The 23,740-nt window shown below is 71.4% G+C and carries 10 protein-coding genes and 1 pseudogene; 6 read left to right on the top strand and 5 right to left on the bottom strand.

The features are described 5' to 3' along the window. Window positions 1-13 precede the first annotated feature (13 nt). On the bottom strand, window positions 14-1,198 hold the full coding sequence (locus J7E89_RS32165; RefSeq protein ID WP_214978473.1) for a zinc-dependent alcohol dehydrogenase: 1,185 nt from the start codon (window positions 1,196-1,198) through the stop codon (window positions 14-16). 152 nt (window positions 1,199-1,350) lie between these two features. Between J7E89_RS32165 and J7E89_RS32160 the strand changes: the two genes are divergently transcribed. After that, on the top strand, window positions 1,351-1,632 hold the full coding sequence (locus J7E89_RS32160) for a WhiB family transcriptional regulator (protein ID WP_214978471.1): 282 nt from the start codon (window positions 1,351-1,353) through the stop codon (window positions 1,630-1,632). Here the strand turns inward: J7E89_RS32160 and J7E89_RS32155 are convergent. Beyond that, window positions 1,623-2,886: pseudogene (locus J7E89_RS32155) on the bottom strand (MFS transporter). The gene J7E89_RS32160 and the pseudogene J7E89_RS32155 sit on opposite strands and share 10 nt — an antisense overlap. Window positions 2,887-3,186: 300 nt before the next feature. Here J7E89_RS32155 and J7E89_RS32150 point away from each other — a divergent pair. Continuing rightward, window positions 3,187-4,065: a sterol desaturase family protein gene (locus J7E89_RS32150; RefSeq protein WP_251061376.1), complete on the top strand. Its 879-nt coding sequence runs from the start codon at window positions 3,187-3,189 to the stop codon at window positions 4,063-4,065. Between the two features lie 39 nt (window positions 4,066-4,104). After that, on the top strand, window positions 4,105-13,551 hold the full coding sequence (locus J7E89_RS32145) for a non-ribosomal peptide synthetase/type I polyketide synthase (RefSeq protein WP_214978467.1): 9,447 nt from the start codon (window positions 4,105-4,107) through the stop codon (window positions 13,549-13,551). Window positions 13,552-13,570: 19 nt separating this feature from the next. Here J7E89_RS32145 and J7E89_RS32140 read toward each other — a convergent pair whose 3' ends face one another. Further along, window positions 13,571-16,279: a SpoIIE family protein phosphatase/ATP-binding protein gene (locus J7E89_RS32140; protein ID WP_214978465.1), complete on the bottom strand. Its 2,709-nt coding sequence runs from the start codon at window positions 16,277-16,279 to the stop codon at window positions 13,571-13,573. 95 nt (window positions 16,280-16,374) lie between these two features. Next, on the bottom strand, window positions 16,375-18,972 hold the full coding sequence (locus J7E89_RS32135) for an AMP-binding protein (RefSeq protein ID WP_214978463.1): 2,598 nt from the start codon (window positions 18,970-18,972) through the stop codon (window positions 16,375-16,377). Between the two features lie 226 nt (window positions 18,973-19,198). Here J7E89_RS32135 and J7E89_RS32130 point away from each other — a divergent pair, with 226 nt between their 5' ends. From J7E89_RS32130 to J7E89_RS32120, 3 genes are read left to right on the top strand one after another with little or no spacing between them, the layout of a single operon-like run. After that, window positions 19,199-20,218 carry an iron ABC transporter substrate-binding protein gene (locus J7E89_RS32130; protein ID WP_214978461.1) on the top strand — a complete coding sequence of 340 codons (1,020 nt, stop codon included), beginning with the start codon at window positions 19,199-19,201 and terminating at the stop codon, window positions 20,216-20,218. A 6-nt stretch (window positions 20,219-20,224) separates the two neighbouring features. Then, entirely contained in the window at window positions 20,225-21,814 is a 1,590-nt protein-coding gene (locus J7E89_RS32125) for an iron ABC transporter permease (protein WP_214978459.1), read from the top strand. Then, complete coding sequence (locus J7E89_RS32120) at window positions 21,811-22,851, top strand: ABC transporter ATP-binding protein (protein WP_214978457.1); 1,041 nt, start codon at window positions 21,811-21,813, stop codon at window positions 22,849-22,851. Before J7E89_RS32125 ends, J7E89_RS32120 begins: the two co-directional genes overlap by 4 nt. Here J7E89_RS32120 and J7E89_RS32115 read toward each other — a convergent pair. Then, the gene (locus J7E89_RS32115) at window positions 22,823-23,728 is read right to left on the bottom strand and encodes a DNA-binding protein (RefSeq protein ID WP_251061375.1); all 906 of its coding nucleotides are present in this window, start codon (window positions 23,726-23,728) and stop codon (window positions 22,823-22,825) included. The two genes, J7E89_RS32120 and J7E89_RS32115, sit on opposite strands and share 29 nt — an antisense overlap. Between the last annotated feature and the right edge of the window lie 12 nt (window positions 23,729-23,740).

Here is a 23,740-nt window from a genome sequence, read left to right as displayed (position 1 = left end):
CTTCACGAGCCTTCTAGGGCCTCAGCAGTGTCTTGATCATGCCGTCCTCCTTGGCCTGGAACATCTCGTACGCCCTCGGCGCGTTCGCCAGCGGCATGGAGTGAGTGGCGAATCCCTCCACGCCCAGCGGGTCCTCGTCGCCGAGCAGCGGCAGGATGTCGTCCACCCAGCGCTTGACGTTGGCCTGCCCCATCCGCAGCTGGATCTGCTTGTCGAAGAGGGTCAGCATCGGCATCGGGTCCGCCATGCCGCCGTACACGCCGGACAGGGAGATCGTGCCGCCCCGGCGCACCACGTCGATCGCGGTGTACAGGGCGTGCAGCCGGTCGACTCCCGCGTGTTCCATCAGCCGCTGCGCGGCGGCGTCGGGCAGCAGACCGGTCATCCACTGCGCCGCCTTGGCGACGGGCGCGCCGTGGGCCTCCATGCCGACGGCGTCGATCACGGCGTCGGTGCCCCGGCCGTCGGTCAGGTCGCGGATGGCGTCGGAGAGGTCCTTCCCGTAACTGCGCAGGTCGAGCGCCCTGACGCCGCGCGTGCCCGCCCGGCTCAGCCGCTCCGGCACCAGGTCGACGCCGACCACCAGGCTCGCGCCCCGGTGCAGGGCGATACGGGCCGCCATGTCACCGATGGGGCCGAGGCCGAGTACGGTCACGGTGCCGCCGGGCGGTATCGCGGCGTACTCGACGGCCTGCCAGGCGGTGGGCAGGACGTCGGAGAGAAAGACGTACCGATCGTCGGGTGGCCCCTCCGGCACCTTGATCGGCAGGCTGTCACCGAACGGTACACGCACGAACTCCGCCTGGCCGCCGGGGACTTGGCCGTACAGCTTGGTGTATCCGAACAGTGCCGCGCCCGTGCCGCGCTCCCGGACCTGGGTGGTCTCGCACTGCGAGTGCAGCCCCTGTTCGCACATGAAGCAGTGCTGGCACGAGACGTTGAAGGGGATCACCACGCGGTCGCCCGGCGCGAGCGTGGAGACTCCGGCGCCGACTTCCTCGACAATGCCCATGGCCTCGTGTCCGAGGATGTCCCCCGGGTCCAGATAGGGCCCCAGGACCTCGTACAGGTGCAGGTCGGAACCGCAGATGCCGGTCGAGGTGACGCGTACGATCACGTCGGTCGGCTCTTTCAGCTGCGGGTCGGGCACGGTGTCCACCCGTACGTCCCGCCTTCCGTGCCAGGTCAGTGCGCGCATCGCTCTCTCCTCGTCGCTGGGTCTCCCTCGTCACTGGGTCTCCATGACGCTCCGGGTCCCCCTGACGGCCGCCGTCATTCCTTGCTGCCCGGTGGATGACACACCCGCCACACCCGCGTTTGGCCCGGAACGGGAAGGGCACCCGGCGACTCATGGATGGGCTGCCACTGGACCAAGGGTGGTTACGCAGGGCTGCCTGCGCCGGCACCGACCCGGAACTCTTCTTCCCCGTGGGGGTCAAAGGACCCGCGCTGGAAGAGCAGGCCGCGGCCAAGGAGATTTGCGGGCGCTGTTCCGTGACCCGGCAGTGCCTCGCCTACGCGTTGCGTTCCGGACAGCGCACCGGAGTGTGGGGCGGCCTGGGCGAGGAGGAACGCTCTCCGCTGCACCGGGCCAAGGCGCGGTCCGGCCGGAAGACGGGCGCTCAGGACTGAACCGGCAGGTGCTCCACGGCTTGCGCCGCAGTCCCCGCAGGGGAGAGCTGCGACCGCTCGGCCCAGCGCGCCGCCGGCCCCATCGCGCATGAAGCGGCCAGGAAGAGCGCGCCGAGCAGCAGCCAGCCCGGTACGCCACCAGGTCACCAGCAGCGCGGTGAGCAGCAGGGGGCCGAGGGTGCGGGCCACGGTCACGCCCGTACCGAAGAAGCCCTGGTACTCGCCGACCCGTCCGGGCGGCGCCAGGTCGAAGCTGATCTGCCAGGAGCCCGCGGACTGCAGCATCTCGGCGGCGACGAACAGCACCGCGCCGCCGACGAGCACCGCGGCCGCCACCCACGGTGACACCCCGGCGGCGGACAGGGCGAACACGGCGCACGCGACGAGCATGATGAGCCCGGAGTGACGGACGGCGCGGGCGGCCGTGGCAAGCCCGGTCACCCCGCGTGCGGTGCGCACCTGAAAGAACGTCACAGCCAGCGTGTTCAGCACGAACAGGGCCGACACCATCCACTCGGGCGCCTGCGTGCGCTCCGTGATCCACAGCGGAATGCCGAGGCTGAGCAGCGGCATGCGCAGCAGCAGTACCGCGTTGAGGGGGGTGACGACGGCGTACGGGCGATCGCGCAGCACCGCGAGCCCATGACCCTTCACCGCCGGTACGGGCGCCACAGTGGGCAGCCGCAGCAGCACCAGCGCGCAGACGAGGAAGCTCGCGGCGTCCAGCGCGAAGACCGAAAGGTACGCGCCCTGCGTGCCGTAGTGCAGCGCGAGACCGCCGAGCGCCGCGCCGACGGCCAGTCCCGCGTTGAGCGTCGACTGGAGATGGGCCAGTACGCCGGTCCGCTCCCCCTTCGCGACCAGCCCCGCCAGCAGTGCCTGCCGGGCAGCGGCGAGACCGGACTGCGCGATAGCGTAGAGGGTCGCCGCGGCCAGGAACGGCGCGAACGAACGGATCACCAGAAACGACGCGACGGCCGCGCTCGTCCCGAGCGCGAGCACCACCGCGGTACCCCGCGGCCCGCACCGGTCCGCGACCCGCCCGACCGGCACACCCACGACCGAGCCCACCGCCCAGGCAATCGTCGGCCCGAGCCCGACCCTGGCCGGCGAGAGGCCGACGACGTGCGTGAAGTAGAGCGCCGAGGTGACGTAATACGCGCCGTCACCAACGGAGTTGCCGAGCTGGGCGAGAGCGAGGATCCGTGGAGGTCCTGGGGGCGGCAGCAGCCGGTGAGTTGTCGTCACAGCCATGACGTTAGGGCCGCAATGGAGCCCCCGACAGGACCACTTCGCACCGTGGAACGTGGGCCACTCAGGCCGTCCGCGGCGGCTCCGTTGAACCGCCATTCGCAAGATATGCAAAATCGCGAGCGCCGCCGGGGTCACGCCCGGGGGGCGGGCGGATCACGGCTCGCGCGGTGCGACTCCGCGCGCCGGTCGGGCGCCATTGCTCTGCGTAATCGATCCACAGCACTCTGTTGGCACGCTCCCCGCCGGGCTACGCCCCAAGGGGAGCGCTCCCGTGACGACCCGTCGATGAGAGGGATGCCCATGTCCAGTTCGTCGACAAGCGGCGCTGTCCTGGCCCGCGTCGCCCACCCCCTTCTCCTGCTCTCGGTCGTGGCCGTCTTCGCCGCGACCGTGCGTTACAGCTGGGAACCCGGCCGGGTCACGTTCCTCTTCCAGCTCGCGACGCTCGGCGCTCTCGTGGTGCTGGAGAGCCTGATCCCGTACGAGCCGGCCTGGCGTCCCGACCGGCGGGAGTGGCGGTGGTACGCCGTGTACTACGCGCTCACGGCAGTGGGCGGAGCTCTGGGGTCGGCCCTGGTGGTGTTCGCCGTGGGCCTCCTGGCCCGGCCCGACTCCATACTCCCGCTCGGGGCGGAGATCCCGCTCGCCCTGCTGCTGGGGTCGCTCGCCGGCTACGGCTTCCACCGGCTCGGACACACCAATCCGTGGCTGTGGCGGCTGCACGGCGTGCACCATGTGCCCGAGAAGGTCAACGTCGGCAACAACGGCGTCAACCACATCGGCGACATCCTGCTGAGCCAGGCCATTGTCCAACTGGCCCTGGCGCTGGTCGGGTTCTCGGACACGGCCGTCTTCGGGGTGGGCCTGTTCGTGGTCGCTCAGGGCTACCTCATCCACGCCAATGTCGCCGTCCGGCTCGGCCCGCTGAACCACGTCTTCGCAAGCCCCGAGCAGCACCGGCTGCACCACAGCGCCGATCTGGCCGAGGCCGGGCACTACGGCGCCGACCTGTCCATCTGGGACCGGGCGTTCGGCAGCTTCACCTGGCATCCCGGGCGCGAACCGGCCGCCGTCGGGCTCGCGGACCCGGATTCGTTCCCCGGTACCGGCGCCATCGTCGCCACCCTCGTGCACCCCTTGCGCCGCCGGTCCGTCAGGACCGGCGAAACCCCCGGATGACCTTGTCTTTTTTACGGCTACCCAACTCAAGGAGCTGAAATGACCGACTCGCTCCGCACCACCCCTCCCGAGAAGATCGCGATCATCGGCATCGGCTGCCGTTTCCCCGGCGGCGCGTGCGACCACCGGACCTTCTGGCAGAACCTGCTCGACGGCAAGGACTGCATCACAGCGACGCCGCACGACCGATATGACGTGACCACCCTGGGCAGCCGGGACAAGGCCAAACCCGGCCGCCTGGTGGGAGGCAGGGGCGGATACATCGACGGGTTCGACGAGTTCGACCCCGCGTTCTTCGGCATCAGCCCGCGCGAGGCGACCCACATGGACCCCCAGCAGCGAAAACTGCTGGAGGTGGCGTGGGAGGCGCTGGAGGACGGCGGGCAGAAGCCGGCCGAGCTGGCCGGACACGATGTCGGCGTGTTCATCGGCGCGTTCACCCTGGACTACAAGATCCTTCAGTTCGCCGACCTGCGGTTCGACACCCTGGGCGCACACACGGCGACCGGCACGATGATGACGATGGTGTCGAACCGCATCTCGTACTGCTTCGACTTCCGCGGGCCCAGTGTTTCCATCGACACCGCGTGCAGCTCGTCCCTGGTCGCCGTGCACCTCGCCTGCGAGAGCCTGCGCCGGGGCGAGAGCACCGTCGCCCTCGCCGGCGGCACGCTGCTGCATCTGGCCCCGCAGTACACCATCGCCGAGACCAAGGGCGGCTTCCTCTCTCCCGAGGGCAGATCCCGCGCGTTCGACGCCGGTGCGAACGGCTATGTCCGCGCCGAAGGTGTGGTGGCCCTGAAACGCCTTGAGGACGCCGTCCGCGACGGCGATCCCGTCCATGCCGTGATCACCGCGAGCGGTGTCAACCAGGACGGGCGCAGCAACGGCATCACCGTGCCCAGCGCCGACGCCCAAGTCGCCCTGATCCAGCGGGTGTGCGCCGAGGCCGGCATCGCACCGGGTGACCTCCACTACGTCGAGGCGCACGGCACCTCCACCCCGGTCGGCGATCCCGTCGAGGCCAACGCCCTCGGCCGGGCCCTCGCCATCGGCCGCGAGCCGGGCGCCGACTGCTATGTCGGCTCCGTCAAAACCAATATCGGGCACACCGAGTCGGCCGCCGGAATCGCCGGACTCATCAAGACCGCCCTCAGCGTCAAGCACCGAGTCATCCCCCCGCACATCAATCTGGAACAGGTCAACCCGGCCATCGACCTCGCCGCTCTGCCTTTCGACATTCCGACCCAGGTCACCCGCTGGCCCGCACACGAGGGACCGGCCCGCGCCGGCGTCAACTCCTTCGGCTTCGGCGGCACCAACGCGCATGTCCTGCTGGAGGCGCCGCCGCTGCCTTCGCACGCCAGTCACCGGGACGCGGCGCCCCGCCCCGGCTACAGCATCCTTCCGCTGACCGCGCGCGATGCCTCCGGCCTGCCCGTACTCGCTGAAGGGATCCGCCAGGAACTGGCACGGCCCCACAGCCCCTTCAGCGGCCACACCACCTCTACCGCCGACCTCGGTCACACGCTCGCGCACCGCCGCCAGCATCACGACGCCCGGCTGTCGGTGGTGTACAGCTCCCGCGACGAACTCGACAAGGCGCTCTCGGCGTATGTACGGGGCGAGGCCCACCCCCGCGTGACCCTCGGCCGGCGCCGCGAGGGCCAACAGCGGCGGCCCGCTTGGGTGTTCACCGGGATGGGCCCCCAGTGGTGGGGCATGGGCCGTGAGCTGTTCGCCTCGCAGCCCGTCTACCGTGAGGCCGTCGAGCGCTGCGACCGTGAGATCGCCGCGCTGGCCGGCTGGTCCCTGGTCGAGGAGATGAGCGCGGAAGCGGCCGACTCCCGGATGGACGAGACGTGGCTGGCTCAGCCCGCCAGCTTCGCCGTCCAGACCGGGCTCGCCGCCCTGTGGCGCGCGCACGGCGTACATCCCGACGCCATCGTCGGCCACAGCACGGGAGAGATCGCCGCGTTCTACGAAGCCGGCGTCTACAGCCTGCGCGACGCGGTGCGGATCGTCGTACACCGCAGCCGTCTCCAGCAGCGGCTGGTGGGCACCGGGACGATGCTCGCCGTGGGCCTGGCCGAGGAGGAGGCGGTACGCCGCCTGCGCCCGTACGGCGGCCAGGTGTCCGTCGCCGCCGTGAACAGCCCGGGCGCGCTCACCCTCGCCGGGGACGAGACGGCGCTCGCCGCGCTCGCCGAGACCCTGCAGGCGGAGCAGATCTTCGCCAAGTTCCTCACCGTACGGGTGCCTTACCACAGCGCCCGGATGGAACTGATCAAGGACGAGTTACTCGGCAGCCTCGCCGGCATCGAGCTGCGCCCCGCCCGCGTACCGCTCTACCTGACAGCGCGGGAGGGCCTGGCCGACGGCCCCGAACTCGGCGCGGACTACTGGTGGAGCAATGTGCGGGACAGCGTCCGCTTCCGCGCGGCCGTCGAGCGGATGACCGACGACGGCCACCGTGTCTTCCTGGAGATCGGCCCGCACCCTGTGCTGGGTCACTCGATCAGGGAGTGCGTCGACGGCGGGCCGGCCGGTCAGGCCGCCGAGGGCGTGCTGACGCTGACCTCGATCCGCCGGGAGGAGGACGAGGCGGCGCGCTTCACCACCTCGCTCGCCGCGCTCCACAACGTGGGCTGCGCCATCGACTGGGGCGTACTGCACCCGCGGGGCGCGGGCCGGACCGTACCGCTGCCGCGCTATCCGTGGAAGCGCGACCGGTACTGGACCGAGCCCGCGCCCGTGGCGCAGGTCAGGCTCGGCCGGGTCGACCACCCCCTCCTCGGCCGCCGCCTGGCCACCGCGGAACCCGCGTGGGAAGCGCAGCTCGACGTCGAGAGCGCGCCCTACCTCGGCGACCACCGCATCCAGGGCCGGACCCTTTTCCCGGCGGCGGGCTACATCGAGATGGCCGCCCAGGCGGTACGGGCCATGACCGGCGGTATGGACGTCTCGCTCGGCGACATCGAACTGCGCAAGGCACTGTTCCTTCCCGACGACGCGCCTCGCTCCGTGCAGCTGTCGTTCTCCTCGCAGAACGCCGCCTTCACCATCGGGACAGGAAGCGGCGGCAGCGACGAGTCGGCTGTCCACGCGTGCGGCGTCGTCCGTACAGGACACAGTGACTCCGCGCGCACCGCCGCCCCGCTGGACATCGACGCGATCAGAGCGCGCAGCGAACAGCACCTCGACGCCACGGCCTGCTACTCGGCGTTAGGCGCACTCGGCTACCACTACGGACCCGCCTTCCAGGGCATCGAAGAGGTGTGGACCGGCCAGGGCGAGGCGCTGGCCCTGATCCGACCGCCCGAGTCCATCGGTGACGACGCGGCGCGTCACCATGTGCACTCCGTCCTGCTCGACTCCTGCTTCCAGACCCTGCTCGCCGCCGCGAGCGACAAGCCGGGAGTGCGGGGCACCGGTATCCTGCTGCCGCTGTCCATCACCGACGTACGCACCACTGCGGTGGGCGACCGGCCGCTGTGGGCCCACGCCACTGTCACCCGGCAACAGGGCGACGAACTCATCGGTGACATCACCCTCTACGGCGACGACGGCCGGCCGCTCGGACACATCGGCGGCTTCCGGGCCGCCGACGTCGAGAAGACTTCGGCCACCGTGGGACTCGCCACGATCGACAACTGGCTCACCGAACTCACCTGGTCCGAGGCGCCTCTCGACGCCGACCCGGCCGCCACCGCCACGGCCCCGGGAACCTGGCTGCTGTTCGCCGACGCGCGGGGCGGCGTCGCGGACGTGCTCGCGGAGCTCGTGACGGCGCTGGGCGGCCGCTGCCACCTCGTGCGCCCCGGCGACTCCTACGCCATCAGCCACGACACCCGCACCTCGACCGTGGTGCCCGGCCGCGCCGACGACCTGCGCCGGCTGCTCGCCGAGCTGGAAGAGGGCGCCGACACCGTCGTCCACCTGTGGAACCTCGACCTGCCGACGCTGGACGACACCGCGCGCCGGTATCTCGGCCGGCACAGCACCACCGGCGGGTACTCCCTCGTCGCCCTCGCCCAGGCGCTCCAGGACGACCCTCGGCAGACCGCCTCTCCTGCCGCTCTGCACATCGTCACCCGGGGTACGCAGGCGGCGGCCGCCGGCGACCCGGTCGAGCCGCTGGGCGCCCCCGCCTGGGGCATCGGCCGCGTCCTGCGCCACCAGGAACTGACCGCCCACCCCGGCAAACTGATCGACCTCGCCCCGGATGTCGCGCAAGCCCCGAGCATGACCCGCCGGGCGGAGGCGGAGGCCCTGCTGGACGAGATCCTGGCGGCCCCCGCCGGGCCAGGGGGCACCACGGACGACGAGGTCGCCCTGCGCGACGGCCGTCGCCTCATCAGCAGGCTCACCCGTCCCGAAGGGCTAACCCGCCCCCTCCCGCCGCGCCTGCGCCCGGACGGCGCCTACCTCGTCACCGGCGCCTTCGGCGCCCTCGGCAGGCTCCTGTGCCGCTTCCTCGTCCAGCGCGGCGCCCGCCACCTCATCCTCGTCGGCCGCACCCCGCTGCCCGAACGCAGCCGCTGGCGCGACCTTGATCCCGCCTCTGCGGCAGGCAGTAACACGCACTTCGTCAAGGAACTGGAAGCCCTCGGCGCCCACCCCGTGCACGCTGCCCTCGACATCACCGACGAACAGGCCCTGGCCGCCTGGCTCGACACGTACCGCGAACAGGACGCGCCGCCCGTGCGTGGCGTGTTCCACCTCGCCGGGCACGTACAGGACACGCTCGTCCGCGACATGGACCGGACCGCTTTCGACTCCGTCCTCGCCCCCAAGGCCGCCGGTGCCTGGCTCCTGCACCACCATCTGCGTGACGAACCGCTCGAACACTTCGTCCTCTTCGCCTCCGTCGCCTCCCTCCTCACCACGACGGGCCAGACAAACTACGCGGCGGGCAACGCCTTCCTCGACGCGCTGGCCCACCACCGCCGCGCCCGCGGCCTGCCCGCACTCAGCCTCGACTGGGGGCCGTGGGCTACCGGCATGATCGAGGAGCTCGGCCTGGTCGAGCACTACCGCACCAGCCGCGGCATGAGTTCGCTCACGCCCGGCGCCGGCATGGGCGTGCTGGAACGCGTCATCGGCCAGGACCGCCCGCAGCTGCTGATCGCCACGATCGTCGACTGGAAGGTCTTCCTCGCCTGGTACGCATCCCCTCCCCCGCTCGTCACGCGACTCGCCGCCGAGGCCGCTGCCGCCGGCGACGCGTCTGCGGACGGACACAGCGACTTCCTGGATGTCTTCCGCACCGCGGACGAGGAGCAGCGCACCCGGCTCATCGTCGAGCGCTTCACCGCGCTGGCCTCGGCCGTACTACGCGTACGCACCGAGCAGATCGACCCGGCGAGCCGCCTCGGCTCGCTCGGCCTCGACTCGCTCCTCGCCATGGAACTGCGCGCCCGCGTCCACGCCGAGACCGGCGTCGCCCTGCCCGTCGTGGCCCTGCTCAGCGGCGCTCCGACGCACGAGCTCATCACCCAGCTGTACGACGCCACCGCCGCCCTGGCCGAGGAGACCGCGGGCGGGGCAGGCGCCTCGGTGGCGGTCGCCATCCACGAGGACGCGTCCCTATATCCCCTCACCCAGAACCAGCAGGCCCTGTGGTTCCTCAAGCAGCTCAATCCCGACGGCTTCGCCTACAACATCGGCGGCGCCGTCGAGGTGGGGGCCGAGCTGGAACCGGAGCTGATGTTCGCCGCCGTTCGTGCCCTCGTCGCCCGGCATCCCATGCTGCGCGCCAACTTCGCGCTGGAGGACGGGCAGCCGGTGCAGCGCGTCTCGGACCCCGGCGAGCCGGACGTGGCGCTGTTCGACGTCCAGGACCTCGGCTGGACCGACATCCACGCCCTGATCGTCCGTGAGTACCGCAAGCCGTACGACCTCGAACACGACCCGCTGATCCGCTTCCGGCTCTTCAAGCGCGGCCCGGACCGCTGGGTCATCATGAAGGCCGTCCACCACATCATCTCCGACGCGATCTCCACCTTCACGTTCATCGAGGAACTCCTCGCCCTGTACGAAGGCATGCGCGCGGGCCGGAGCGTACAGCTGCCGCCTGTACCGGCCCGGTACCTGGACTTCCTCAACCGGCAGAACCAGTTCCTGGCCTCCCCCGAAGCGCGTCGCATGCTGGAGTACTGGCGGGGCAGCCTGCCCGCCGAGATCCCGGCCCTCGACCTGCCCACCGACAAGCCCCGGCCCGCGGTGCAGACCCACAACGGCGCGTCCGAGTTCTTCGTGCTCGACGCCGGACTCAGCGCCCGCGTCCACGCCCTGGCCCGCGAGCACGACGTGACGGTGTTCATGGTGCTGCTCAGCGCCTACTACATCCTGCTGCACCGCTACTCGGGGCAGGACGACATCATCATCGGCAGCCCCGTGACCGGCCGCACCGACGAGCAGTTCGCCTCCGTCTACGGCCACTTCGTCAATCCGCTGCCGCTGTACGCCGATCTGTCCGGCGCCCCGTCGGTCTCCGCTCTCCTGTCCCAGGTCCGCCAGACGGTGCTCGGCGGTCTCGACAACCAGGAGTACCCCTTCGTCCTGCTCGTGGAGAAGCTGGGTCTCCAGCACGACCCGAGCCGGTCGGCGGTCTTCCAGGCGATGTTCATCCTGCTCGCCCACAAGGTGGCCACGCAGCAGTACGGATACTCCCTCGACTACATCGAACTCCCCGAGGAGGAAGGGCAGTTCGACCTCACCCTGTCGGCGTACGAGGACGAGGCCGAGCGGCGCTTCCACTGCGTCCTGAAGTACAACACCGACCTCTTCCTGCCCGAGACCGTACGCCGGATGGTCACGCACTACGTCAACGCCCTGGAGGCCCTCACCCGCGCCTCCGCCGACGAGCCGGTGCCCCGGCTGGAGCTGCTGGGCGCCGAAGAACGCGACCGTGTCCTCCACGACTGCGCCGCCGTGGGCCGCCCTCTGCCCCACGACGTACCGGTGCACCGGCTGATCGCCGAGGCCGCCGGCCGCGCCCCCGAGGCCGTCGCGCTCTCCGTGCCCTCCGAGACCGGCGCGACGCGCCATCTGACGTACGGCGAACTGGAGCGCCACGCCCGCGCCCTGGCGGGCAGGCTGCGCGAGCGGGGCGTACGGGCCGGTGATGTCGTCGCCGTCTGCCTCGCCAAGTCGCCCGAGCTGATCGTCGCGCTCCTCGCCGTACTCAAGGCGGGAGCCGCCTATCTGCCGCTCGACCCGGACCATCCCCTGGACCGGCTCGCCTTCATGACGGACAACGCGGGCGCGGGCCTCGTCCTCACCGACGCGGCGGGACGCGAACGGCTGGGGGCGGCGCTGCGTGACGCCGGCTTCCTCACCGATCCGCTCGCCGACGGCGACCCGGCGTCGGACTTCGACGACGTCCCCTGCGACATGGACGCTCCCGCCTACGTCATCCACACCTCGGGGTCGACGGGCCGCCCGAAGGCCGTACGCGTCAGCCACCGCGCCCTCGCCGCCGTACACGCCGCCTGGCGCGCGCAGTACGGTCTTGCCGCCGCGCCCGGCGTCCACCTCCAGATGGCCGGCGTCTCGTTCGACGTGTTCACCGGCGACCTCGTCCGCGCCCTGTGCTCGGGCGGCCGCCTGGTCCTGATCGGCCGCGATCTGCTGCTCAACACCGCCCGGCTGCACGAGACGATGACCGCCGAGGCCGTCGACTGCGCCGAGTTCGTCCCCGCCGTCGTACGTTCCCTGATGACCCACTGCGAAGAAGGCGGCCACCGGCTGGACTTCATGCGGCTGCTGATCGTCGGCTCCGACGTGTGGAAGGTCGCGGAGTACGAGCGGCTGCGCCGCCTGTGCGGCCCCCGCACGCGTGTCATCAACTCGTACGGCCTGACCGAGGCCGCGGTCGACAGCGCCTGCTTCGAAGGACCCACCGACGGACTCGACCCCCATCAGACGGTCCCGATCGGCAGCCCCCTGCCCAATTGCTCCCTGCACATCCTCGACGACCGCCGCGAGCCCGTCCCGCCCGGCGTCACGGGCGAACTGTGGGTCGGTGGCGCGGGCCTCGCCATCGACTACGCGGGCGACCCCGGGCAGACCGCGGACCGCTTCGTGACCCTGGCCCTGGGCCGGGGCCCCGGCGCCGCACCCCAACGGCTGTACCGCACCGGCGACCTGGCCCGCCGCGACCCGCAGGGCCGGACGCACCTCATCGGTCGCGCCGACGCCCAGATCAAGGTGCGCGGCCATCGCATCGAGCCCGGCGAGATCGAGTCCCTGCTGATGTCCTGGCCCGGCATCGCCCAGGCCTGCGTCACAGTTCGCACGGACGCCAGGAGCGAGGCCGTGCTGTGCGCCTACTGCGTGCCGGCCGCCGCCACCGAGCTCGATCCGCGAGCGCTGCACCGACATCTCGCCGCCCGGCTCCCCACCTACCTCATCCCGACGTACTTCACGGCGCTCGACGCCCTGCCGCTGACCCCGAACGGGAAGGTGGACGTCGCCGCGCTTCCGGAGCACCGAGTGGAACCGGCGGCCGGGACCCATGAACCGCCGGTCACGCTCTACGAACAGAGCATGGCGGCCCACTGGCAGGCGCTGCTCGGCAGGGAACGCACGGGCCTGCGCGACGACTTCTTCACCTCCGGCGGCAGTTCCATCAGGCTCATCGAGCTGATCCACCGCCTCCAGTCGGAGTTCGGCATCGCCATCCCGGTCGGTCTGCTTTTCAAGGTCACCACCCTGCACGGCATGGCCAGGACGGTCGAGGACATCGTCACCGGCAGGATCTCCGGCAACCGCCCGTACCTGACCTTCAATTCCGGCCGTGGCGGCGATGACCCCGTCCTCTTCTGCTTCCCGCCGGCCGGTGGACACGGACTGGTCTACCGCCGGTTCGCAGCGCACCTCCCCCAGTACGAACTGGTCGCCTTCAACCACCTCGACGGCGACAAGGTGACCCGCTACACCGACCTGGTCGAGACGCTGCGGCCCGAGGGCCCCTGCCCCCTCCTCGGCTACTCCCTCGGCGGCAACCTCGCCTTCGAGGTGGCCAAGGAACTCGAACAACGCGGGCGCGAAGTCCCCCATGTGGTGATCATGGACTCGTACCGCCTCCTTACCCCTCACTCCCTGGCCGACGAGCACATCGAGGCGTTCGAGCAGGAACTGCGGGCCCATGTGCACCGCCACACCGGCTCGGAGACCGTCACCGCCGAAACCCTCGAACAGGCCAGGGAGTACCTGGACTTCTGCTGCCGTACTCCCAACCTGGGCACGGTGGCGGCGACCGTCAGCGTGATCTCCGACGAGCGGAAGTCGGCCTTCTACACGGCGGGGCAGCGCGGCACGTGGCACGGCAGCTCGACCACTCGCACCGAACTGCTGCGCGGGTTCGGCACGCACGCCGAGATGCTCGACGAGAAGTACCTCGCGCAGAACGCCGAACTCGCCCTGGCCGTCCTCGACGGTCTCACCGGCCTCACGGGAGGCGAGAGCCGTGTCGCGTGACACCCGGCCCGTCGCGCACTCAGAGCACGCCCGCGCCCGGGGTCTGCTCCGACCAGATGACCTTGCCGTTGTCGGTGTAGCGGGTGCCCCAGCGTTCGGCGAACTGGGCGACGAGAAACAGGCCCCGGCCGCCCTCGTCGGTCGTCGCCGCGTAGCGCAGGTGCGGCGCGGTGCTGCTGGTGTCGGAGACTTCGCAGATGAGTGTGCGGTCGTACAGCAGACGGACCCGGATCGGGGCCGCGCCGTACCGGATGGCGTTGGTGACCAGCTCACTGAGGATCAGTTCCGTGGCGAACGCCTCCGCCTCCAGCCCCCATTCGCCGAGCCGGCGCGTGACCTCCTTGCGCACCTCGGCGACGGCGGAGGGATCGGGCGCCACGTCCCAGCTGGCGACCCGGTCCGGGTCGAGAATGCGCGTCCCGGCCACCAGGAGAGCCACGTCGTCGCCCGGAGGGGTGGGCAGCATGGTCCGCAGTACGTCGGCGCAGGTCTCCTCCGGAGTCCGGCCACGGCGGCTCAGGCTGGCGCGCAGCAGTTCGAGACCGGCATCGAGGTCCCGGCTGCGCGCCTCGACGAGACCGTCCGTGAAGAGCACCAGCCGGCTCCCCTCGGGCAGCCGCACTTCGGCCGCCTCGAACGGCAGGCCCCCCAGGCCGAGAGGGAGGCCGGCCGGTGTCTCGGGGAACTCCACGGTGCCGTCGGGCAGGACCACCGCGGGTCCCATGTGTCCGGCTCTGGCGACTGAACAGCGCCCGGTGACCGGATCGTAGATCGCGTACAGGCATGTGGCCCCCGTGACCTCCGTCTCCCCTGCGCCGGCTCTTTCCTCCTGGTCCATCCGGCCGACGAGTTCATCGACGCGTGCGAGGAGTTCGTCGGCCGGGCGGTCCAGGGTGGAGAAGTTCTGGACCGCCGTCCGCAGCCGCCCCATCGTGGCGGCCGCGTGCAGACCGTGCCCTACGACGTCACCGACGACCAGGGCGACACGGGAGCCGGGCAGCGGGATGACGTCGAACCAGTCGCCGCCCACGCCGGCCTGTGCGGGCAGGTAGCGGAAGGCCACATCGACGGCGTTCTGCTCGGGCACAGTGCTCGGCAGCAGGCTGCGTTGCAGGGTGACCGCCATCTCGTGCTCGCGGGTGTAGCGGCGGGCGTTGTCCACGCACACGGCGGCCCGGGCCACCAGTTCCTCGGCGAAGGACACGTCGTCCTCGTGGAAGGGCTCGGGATTGCGAGTACGCCAGAAATTCGCCATCCCCAGGACCACGCCGCGCGCGTGCAGCGGAACCGAGAGCAGCGAGTGGACTCCGTACGCGATGATCCTCTGCGTACGCTCGGGATCCCGTCGGCGGAAGTCCGGCGATGTGGTCACATCGGGTTCCAGAACCGTGCGGCCGCTGCGCATGCCCGGGGCCGACGGACCGTCGGGAATGAAACCGAGCACGTAGCCGACGGGATGGAAGGGGTGGTCTGTGCTCAGGCCTGCGACGGCCGTGCGGCGCATGTTCGTGACCGCTCCGCGCGGAGTGATCGGTTCCTCGCCGCGCAGGACGCTCTCCACCAGGTCGACCGTGGCGAAATCGGCGAACCGGGGGATCGCCACCTCCGTCAGCTCTTCGGCGGTCTTGGTCACGTCGAGGGTGGTACCGATACGCGCCCCGGCCTCGTACAGCAGGAGCAGGCGCTCCCGTACCCCTTCCACCTTGCCGGCGAGCGCCCTCAGGTCGGTGGTGTCCCGCAGGGTGGCGACGATCCCGGGCGGCCCGCCGTGTTCGCCGGTGTGGCGCAGATTGACGGCCAGCAGGCGGTCGCCCGCCACACACACCTCGTCCGTGGCGGCGCGGCGCGAGGTGAGCAGTCGGGCGGTGGCGGGATCCAGGCCCACGTCGCTCACGCGGCGCCCCTCGGCATCGGCGGGCAGGTCGAGCAGTCGGCGGGCCTCGTCATTGGCCAGCAGCAGCCGCCCGTCGCTCCCGATGATGAGAACCCCTTCCCGGACAGCGTGCAGCACCGCGTCGTGGTGCTCGTACAGCCGCGCCAGTTCAGCCGGGTCCAGCCCGCGGGTCTGCCGCCGCAGGCGTCGGCTGACCAGCACCGCACCGCCGGTGGCCAGGGCCATCGCCACGCCGGCGGAGCCGAGAAGCACCGGCAGCTGCCGGCCGACCACGCCCTGCACCCGCTCGACCGTGATGCCGGCCGCCACGGTGCCGGCGACCGAGCCGTCCGGCCGGCGGACCGGAGACAGGGAGATCACGGAGACGCCCGAGGTGGTGTCCGTGGTCTGCGTGACGGGCTCACTCGGCGGCTCTCCGCTGCCGACCACGTGCTCCCCGATGAGGTCGGGGTACCGGTGGGTGTACCGGATTCCGTCGGGCGAGTACACGACAATAAGGTCGACGCCGCCGCCCCGCCTGGCCTCCTCGGCCCACGGCTGAAGAGTGGCGGTGGGGTTCTCGCTGTCCAGCGCCGGCACGATCGCCGGGGAGTGGGCGAACGCCTCGGCGACGGCACGCGTGCGCAGAGACGCCTCCTGCGTGCTCTCGCGCCGGCCCTGCAGTACGTGCGACACCACTGCCGCAGTGACCAGGAGCACCACGAAGACCAGTAGCAGCAGAAACACCTGGCCGGCCACCGTTCGTACGCTGAACAGGGACCGGAGGGGCGGGCCCGCCTGCCGGGAGCGGCCGGATCCCCGGAGCCGCGCCCTGAATCGGTCGAATCCGCCCATAGGGCCATTCTTGCCTCGTTGTCGCCCTCCGGCGACGGCGGTGCCGGTCGGCGGACCCCATGGCCGGGCGGCCCGCCCCCGGCCCCTGCACCCGTTCAGCGGACGGGGTTCGCCCCGCTTTCGTGCCCGGCGCCGGCCGGAGCCGTACGCCATGGGCGCAGGGAGGGCCGCCACCGCATCACCCGGGTGGCCAGTGCGGCGTAGGCGATGCCGACAAGGAGCGAGGCGATCGTCGCCACCACCGCGAACTGGTCCTCCAGGCGCGGGAAGACCTGCCAGTGCGTCACGTAAATGTAGAGGGAACTGCCGGCGAGGAGGCCCGCGACGCGGTTGACGGAGGCCAGGCTCGGTACGTTCCGTACCCAGATCAGCAGCGTCAGGCCGGCCATGACGACCACCTCCCGGGACGGCTGCCCGCTGAAGAAGCCCGGCACGGTCGCCAGGGCCGCGGCGTTCACCAGCAGTCGCTGCCCCACCGTGGTCGCTCTCGCGGCGGTCCAGCCCAGGGCGAAGAGCCAGAAGACCGTGACCGCCAGCGGAACGTGCCCCCGGGCGTCGAGGCCGAAGAGGTCGTAGCGGCCGATCAGCCCCACGGCCGTCAGACCGGCGGGGAGGGCGAACGGGAAGCGCCGCTCGGTGCGGTCCATCAGGGGCACGGCCAGCAGCGCCGCCGCGGCGACCAGCATGTAGAGGAGGACCTCGATGAACCAGAAGCCGTCGTTGGGTCCGAGGAGGCTGGTCAGCAGCAGGACGCTGGTGAAGCCGTAGTCGCCGGTGACGAGCAGCATCAGCGCGAGCCAGGCCATACTCGGCGCGGCTATGCGCGCGACACTCCGGCCCATGTTCCGCAGGCGCTCGCGACGTCCGGCGGAACTGAGCTGGAAGCGGGCGAAGTTGTATCCCGCCACGCCGAGCAGCACATGCGCGCCGCCCTTGATGTTGAAGAGGTGGATGTGCGAGCCGACGATGAGCACGATGGCTACGGCGCGCAGGGCGACGCCGGTCTCCAGGGAGCGGCGGCGCGTGCTGCGGCGCCGCTGGGCCGGCCGCTGCCCCGACAACTGCTGAAGGTCGCGGATGGGGAGCGTGTGCCAGTTGTCGGGCAGACGCCCCAGCAGCCCTTCGAGGTTGAGTGACATCTCGACGTACGAAAGGGAATCGCCGCCGAGGCTGACGAAGCTGCTGCCCTCGGTGACGTCGTCCCGGTCGAGGATCTGTGCGTACAGCCGGCACAGGTCGACAGCGTCCGGCACGGACACCGCCTCGCCGGCAGGCCCGTCGGACGCGGGCGGCCGGGTCAGCTCGCGTATCGCCCGGTAGTCGGGCTTTCCGGTGGCGAGCCTGGGCAGTTGGGGAAGGACACGGACGCGTACGGCTCGCGCCGGCAGGCCGCATTCGGCGCTCACCAGTCGCCGTACCCGGGCGGGGTCGAGCGCGTCCGGATCGCCGGCGACGGCCACGACCAAGGCGTCGTCGTCAGCGGTGCAGCAGGAGGTGACGCCGTGCCTTTCGAGCATGACCTCGACCTGCTGGGGGTCGATCCGCAGGCCGAGGATCTTGGCGAACCCGCTGCGCCGGCCGACCAGTTCGTACAGGCCGTCGGGCGTACGCCGGGCGATGTCCCCGGTGTGCAGTTCGTCGACCGTACGACCCAGTCCGAGGTCTTCCGGGCTTTCGGCGTAACCGAGCATGACGTTGGGTCCGGCGTACACCAGCTCGCCGGTGGATTCGCCGGGCCAGTCCGGCAGCGGCTGGAGCCGGAAGGACCCTCCGGGGATCGCGATTCCGGCTGCCTCGGGGCGGGTTTCGGCGAGGTCCGGCGGCAGGTAGGCCATACGGGCCGTCGCCTCGGTCTGGCCGTACATCACGAACAGGTCCCAGCCGGCGGCGCGGCCCAGAGCGGCGTACCGCGCGACCCGCTCGGGCGCCAGCCGGCCGCCCGCCTGGGTGATGTAGCGCAGGTGCGGGAGGTCCATCGTGGCGAAGCCGACGCGGTCGAGCAGGTCGAAGGTGTACGGGACGCCGGCGAGGCTCGACCCGCGGGCGGTGCGGAACAGCTCCCAGAAGCAGGCGTCGGTGACGGACCGGCTGGTGAGGATCACCGCGGCGCCGCGCAGGAGGTGGCTGTGGATGACGGAGAGGCCGTAGCAGTAGTGCATCGGCAGGGTCGTCGCGGCGCGGTCGGCGTCCCGGATGTCCAGGTACTCGGCTATGGACTCCGCGTTGGCCTGCAGGTTCTCGTGCGAGAGCCGGACGAGCTTCGGCGATCCGGTCGAGCCGGAGGTGCTCAGCAGCAGCGCGAGGTCCGGGTGCAGGGTGTGCGCGGAGACGTCACGCCGCTCGTCGAGCACCCACTCGCCGCCGTCCGGGTGCGCCACGACGTCCGGGTCGTACGCCTCGATCAGTGACCGTACGGCCTCGGGGTGGTCGCCCGGCACCAGCAGGACGGGGTGTCCCGCCGCCAGCGCCGCCAGGTGTACGACGAGGGCGTCGACGGTGTTGGCGGCGACGAGCAGGACCAGGCGCCGCTCCCGGCCGAGGCTGCGGGCGGTCGCGTCGACCCGCGCGGCGAGCTCGCGGTAGGACACCGGGCCGTCGGCGGTGATGACGGCCGTGCGGTCGCCGTGGGCCGCGAGGCCGCGGGCGAACGGGACGGTCTGGGCGCCTGGGAGCAGGCCGGAAGGGGCTATCACAACCGCATCTTAGGGAAGGCTTACCTCAGGGCATAGTCACAGAAAAGTCACAACTGATCCACTCCCGGTGCACAGATAAAGAACAGGTAAGGTCGGCTCCGCCGCTCGCTCGACGCTGCCAAAACGTTGCGTACGTCACTCTTGACGTTTAGGTTAGGTTTGCCTTATCTATAGGGCCCCGACGACGCGCCGCGCGGCGGATTTCAGCCATGCAGAAAGGCTTCGCATGCGACGCCCACTGATCCGACGTCTGACCGCGTTCTGCGCGGCAGCGGCCCTCCTTGCCACCGTCGCGGGCTGCGGCAACGCCGAGGACGACGCCGGCCTCGTGATCTACTCCGGCCGCAACGAGAATCTGGTCAAGCCGCTCCTGGACGATCTGGAGAAGGCCATCGGCACGACGGTCGCCGTCCGCTACGGCGACAGCGCCGAAATGGCCGCCCAGATCCAGGAAGAGGGCGACAAGACCAAGGCCGGACTGTTCTTCTCCCAGGACGCCGGAGCCCTCGGGGCCCTCTCCACGAAGGGCCTGCTGAAGAAGCTCCCCCAGTCGACGCTGGACCGCGTGGAGCCCTCGTTCCGCGGCAGCGCGGGCGACTGGATCGGCACCTCGGGACGCGTCCGCGTCCTCGCGTACAACCCCGGCCAGGTCACCAAGGTGCCGGACAGCGTGCACGAGCTGACCAAGCCGGAGTGGAAGGGCAAGGTCGGATACGTACCGACCAACGCCTCCTTCCAGGCGTTCGTCACCGGCATGCGCGTCCTGGAGGGCGACGACGCCACTCGCACCTGGCTCAAGGGCCTCAAGGCCAACGAGCCGAAGGTGTACGAGAACAACCTCAAGGTGCTGGAGGCGGTCGGCGAGGGCGAGGTCGCGCTGGGCCTGGTCAACCACTACTACTGGTACGAGCAGGTAGCCGAGAAGGGCGAGGACAAGGTCGGCGCGAAGATCCACTTCCTGCCCGGCGGCGACCCGGGCTCGCTCGTGAACGCGGCCGGCGTCGGCATCCTCAAGAGCAGCGACCAGACCGCGGCCGCGCAGAAGGCCGTGGACTTCCTGCTCTCCAAGAAGGCGCAGACGTACTTCGCCGAGGACACCAAGGAATACCCGCTGGCCGCCGGCGTGACCAGCACGGTCAAGGACCTGCCGCCGCTGGACTCCCTCGACGCCCCCAAGATCGACCTCGGCCAGCTGGAGTCACTTCAGGAGACCCTGAAGATGCTTCAGGACGTCGGGATGGTCTGAGCCGTCATGACTGCTCCGGATCCCGTCGTACCGGCGGGACCGGCCGCCCTTCCGCCCCGCCCGGCCACGCCGGCGGGGCGGCCCGGCGCCGAGCGCCGCCCGCCCGCCGTCCTGATCGTTCCCGCCGTCGTGGCAGCGGTGTTCGCGCTGCTGCCGCTCGGCTATCTCGCGGTCCGCTCCCTGGAGCGCGGTCCCGCCTTCGCCTGGCAGGTCGTCGCGAACGAGCGCACGGCCGAACTGCTCGGCCGGAGCCTTGGGCTGGCCGCTGTCGTGGTCGCGGCCTGTCTGCTGCTGGGCATTTCGCTGGCCTGGCTGACCGTACGGACCGCTCTGCCCGGTGCCCGCGTCTGGTCGGTATTGGTGACGTTGCCGCTGGCGGTGCCCAGTTACGTCGCGGCGTTCGCGTGGCTGTCCGCCTTCCCGGAGCTGGCGGGCTTCACCGGGTCGGCACTCGCGCTGACCCTGGTGAGCTTCCCGTACGTCTACCTGCCCGTCACGGCTTCGCTGCGCGGCGCGGATCCGGCGCAGGAGGAGGTCTCCCGCTCGCTCGGCATCGGGCCGCTGCGGACCTTCCTGCGCGTGACGCTGCCGCAGGTGCGGCCGGCGGCGGCCGGGGGCGCGGTGCTGGTCGCGCTGTACGTACTCTCCGACTTCGGCGCCGTGTCCCTGATGCGGTACGACACCTTCACGCGCGGCATCTACACCTCGTACCGGGCGAGTTTCGACCGTACTCCGGCCGCAGCGCTCAGTGTCGTCCTGGTGGTGATGACCATCGCGCTGGTAGCCGCCGAGGCACGTACGCGCGGCCGGGCGGGCCACGCCAGGACGGGAACCGGCGCCGCGCGTCCGGCCGTTCCGGCCGCCCTCGGCCGGTGGCGGACACCCGCGGTGGCCTGGTGCGGGGCGGTCACGGCCGTCGCCGTCGTCACTCCGCTGGCCACGCTCGGCTACTGGCTCGCCGTCGGTAACTCCGCGACCTGGGACCCGGCGCGGCTGCTCGACACCGCCGGCACGACCCTCGGCGTCGCCGCCGCGGGCGCCGCGCTCACCACCCTGCTCGCCCTCCCCGTGGGCGTGATCGCCGCCCGCCACCGGGGACGCGCCGCACACCTGCTGGAGCAGTCCGCCTACGCGGGCCACGCGCTCCCGGGCATCACGGTGGCCCTCTCACTGGTCTTCTTCGCGGTCCGTTACGCCGAACCGCTCTACCAGGCCTACCCGCTGCTGGTCTGCGCGTACGCCGTGCTCTTCCTCCCGGTCGCCGTCGCCGCCACGCGAGCCGCCGTGCTTCAGTCGCCGCCCGTACTGGAGGACGTCGCGCGCTCGCTCGGCCGCAGTCCCCTTCGCGTGCTGCGCGAGATCACGGTGCCGCTGGCCGCGCCAGGTGTCGCGGCGGGAGCGGCTCTCACCTTCGTCGTATGCATGAAAGAACTGCCGGCGACCCTCCTCCTGCGCCCCACCGGCATGGACACTCTCGCCACCCGTCTGTGGACCGAGACGGGGACCGGATCGTTCGCCGCCGCCGCGCCGTACGCCGCGGCGCTGATCCTGCTCGCCGCCATCCCCTCCTACCTCCTTGGGAGGCACCGCACATGAACGATCTGCGGATCACCGGAGTGTCCAAGGCCTACGGCCCGGGCTCGACGGTCCTCGACGGACTCGACCTGCACGTCCCCGGCGGCGCTCTGGCCGCCGTGCTCGGCCCGTCCGGCTGCGGCAAGACCACCTTGCTCCGCGTCATCGCCGGCTTCCTGCGGGCCGACGCGGGCACCGTCACGGTCGGCGGCCGCACCCTGACCTCCCCCGGGGTCCATCTCCCTCCCGAGAACCGCCGGGTCGGCATCGTGCCCCAGGAGGGCGCGCTCTTCCCGCACTTGAGCGTCGCCCGCAACGTCGCCTTCGGCCTGACCGGCCTCGACCGCGCCGAGCGTCGCGGCCGTACGGAAGAGATGCTCGAACTCGTCGGCCTCGCCGGATACGGCGACCGTATGCCGCACGAACTGTCCGGCGGCCAGCAGCAACGCATCGCGCTCGCCCGCGCCCTGGCACCGGAGCCCGCCCTGGTCCTGCTGGACGAGCCGTTCAACGCCCTCGACAGCGCCCTGCGCGCAGGGGTCCGGGCGGATGTACGAGCGGCCCTGCGCGCCACCGGAGCCACCGGTGTCCTGGTCACCCACGACCAGCAGGAAGCCCTCTCCACGGCGGACCTCGTCGCGGTCGTACGGGACGGCCGGGTCGCTCAGTGCGACACGCCGCAGGAGGTCTACCGCCGCCCCGCAGACACCTGGGTGGCCCGCTTCGTCGGCGACGCCGTACTGCTCCCGGCCGCCGCTGACGAGAACACGGCCGCGACCGCGCTGGGCCGCCTGTCGCTCGCCGCGCCCGCCGGGGGCCGGCGCGACGGCACCGTCCTGCTGCGCCCCGAGCAACTTCAACTGACCGAAAACGATGAGGAATCGGAAGTCCGGGGCACCGTGACCGATGTGGCCTTCTACGGTCACGACGCCATGGTCACGGTCGCAGTCGACGGCCTGGGGGACCCGGTCGGCATACGGGTCGCCGGACCCGTGTCCGTACGCCCGGGCCGGCGCACCGGCATCCGCGTCACGGGCGACGCGACCCTGCATCCCTGACTCCTCCTGCGGACTGCCGAGCGGGCAGGGACTCCAGCAGGAAGACAGCCGCGTCACGCAGCGGCGCCGGAGCGTCGGCGCACCCGCGCAGGCGGGTCGCCGTCCTGTGGAGTCTCTCCGTCGTCCGTACGGAACCGATGCCGGCGGCGCGGGGAGCGACATCCGTGATGAGGTCCTCCGCCTCTCTCCAGGCACCGGCCCCCGCAAGGGCGGAGAGTAGCTCCGCGGCGAACAGGTGCCGGTAGGAAGGACCAGGAGCTGTGGCTGCCCGGTGCAGGAGGGGTATGGCCCGGCGCCACCGGCGCAGTCTGGCCAGGACCCATCCCTGGTGACCCGTCAGCTCGGTCTGGTCGATCCACCAGGCCCAGGGCGGGTCGTGGCGCGAGACGCCGTCCAGGAACCGGCTCTGGGCGCGGGAGATCAGGTCCATGGGCTCTTTGCGGCTGCCCAGCATGGCGAGCGCGTGCGCCTGACGCACCAGGACGAGGCTGCTCACCCGGGCGGGCAGAGTCCGCGGCCCGCTCACGCGGGAGGCGGTCGCCAGGGCGGCCCGCGGGCGTCCGGTATGGGCCCCGAGCATGCTGTGGTTCAGCAGCACGAGCCGTGTCGTCCAGCGGTCGCCGCCGAGTTCCGCCAGGGCCAGCGCCCTTGCGTTCATGCGGTGTGCCTGACGGTAGAAGCCCGCGTCGAAAAGTATCCACCCCATCACTTCGCACAGCTCGGCGAGTGCCGCGAGCAGGTCGCCGTCCTGACCGCGCATACTCCCGGGGTCGGCCCCCAACTCCGGTATGCGCCGCACAGCGTCGCGCACGGCGGGCATCGCGGCCGTCGCACCCCGCGCGACATCGATGGCCACCAGGCGCTCAATGGTGCGCAAGGCCAGCGGGAT

It is taken from the genome of Streptomyces sp. ISL-100, from assembly GCF_018614615.1.
Lineage (GTDB): Bacteria > Actinomycetota > Actinomycetes > Streptomycetales > Streptomycetaceae > Streptomyces.
The sequence above is the reverse complement of the archived record's forward strand: the minus strand, read 5'-3'. Positions and strand labels throughout refer to the sequence as shown.

What these genes read in the sequence shown, in the direction of transcription:
- J7E89_RS32130 (WP_214978461.1), top strand. Translation starts at nt 19,199, where the DNA reads ATGCGACGCCCACTGATCCGACGTCTGACCGCGTTCTGCGCGGCAGCG.
- J7E89_RS32165 (WP_214978473.1), bottom strand. Translation starts at nt 1,198, where the DNA reads ATGCGCGCACTGACCTGGCACGGAAGGCGGGACGTACGGGTGGACACC.
- J7E89_RS32120 (WP_214978457.1), top strand. Translation starts at nt 21,811, where the DNA reads ATGAACGATCTGCGGATCACCGGAGTGTCCAAGGCCTACGGCCCGGGC.
- J7E89_RS32145 (WP_214978467.1), top strand. Translation starts at nt 4,105, where the DNA reads ATGACCGACTCGCTCCGCACCACCCCTCCCGAGAAGATCGCGATCATC.
- J7E89_RS32140 (WP_214978465.1), bottom strand. Translation starts at nt 16,279, where the DNA reads ATGGGCGGATTCGACCGATTCAGGGCGCGGCTCCGGGGATCCGGCCGC.
- J7E89_RS32150 (WP_251061376.1), top strand. Translation starts at nt 3,187, where the DNA reads ATGTCCAGTTCGTCGACAAGCGGCGCTGTCCTGGCCCGCGTCGCCCAC.
- J7E89_RS32125 (WP_214978459.1), top strand. Translation starts at nt 20,225, where the DNA reads ATGACTGCTCCGGATCCCGTCGTACCGGCGGGACCGGCCGCCCTTCCG.
- J7E89_RS32160 (WP_214978471.1), top strand. Translation starts at nt 1,351, where the DNA reads ATGGATGGGCTGCCACTGGACCAAGGGTGGTTACGCAGGGCTGCCTGC.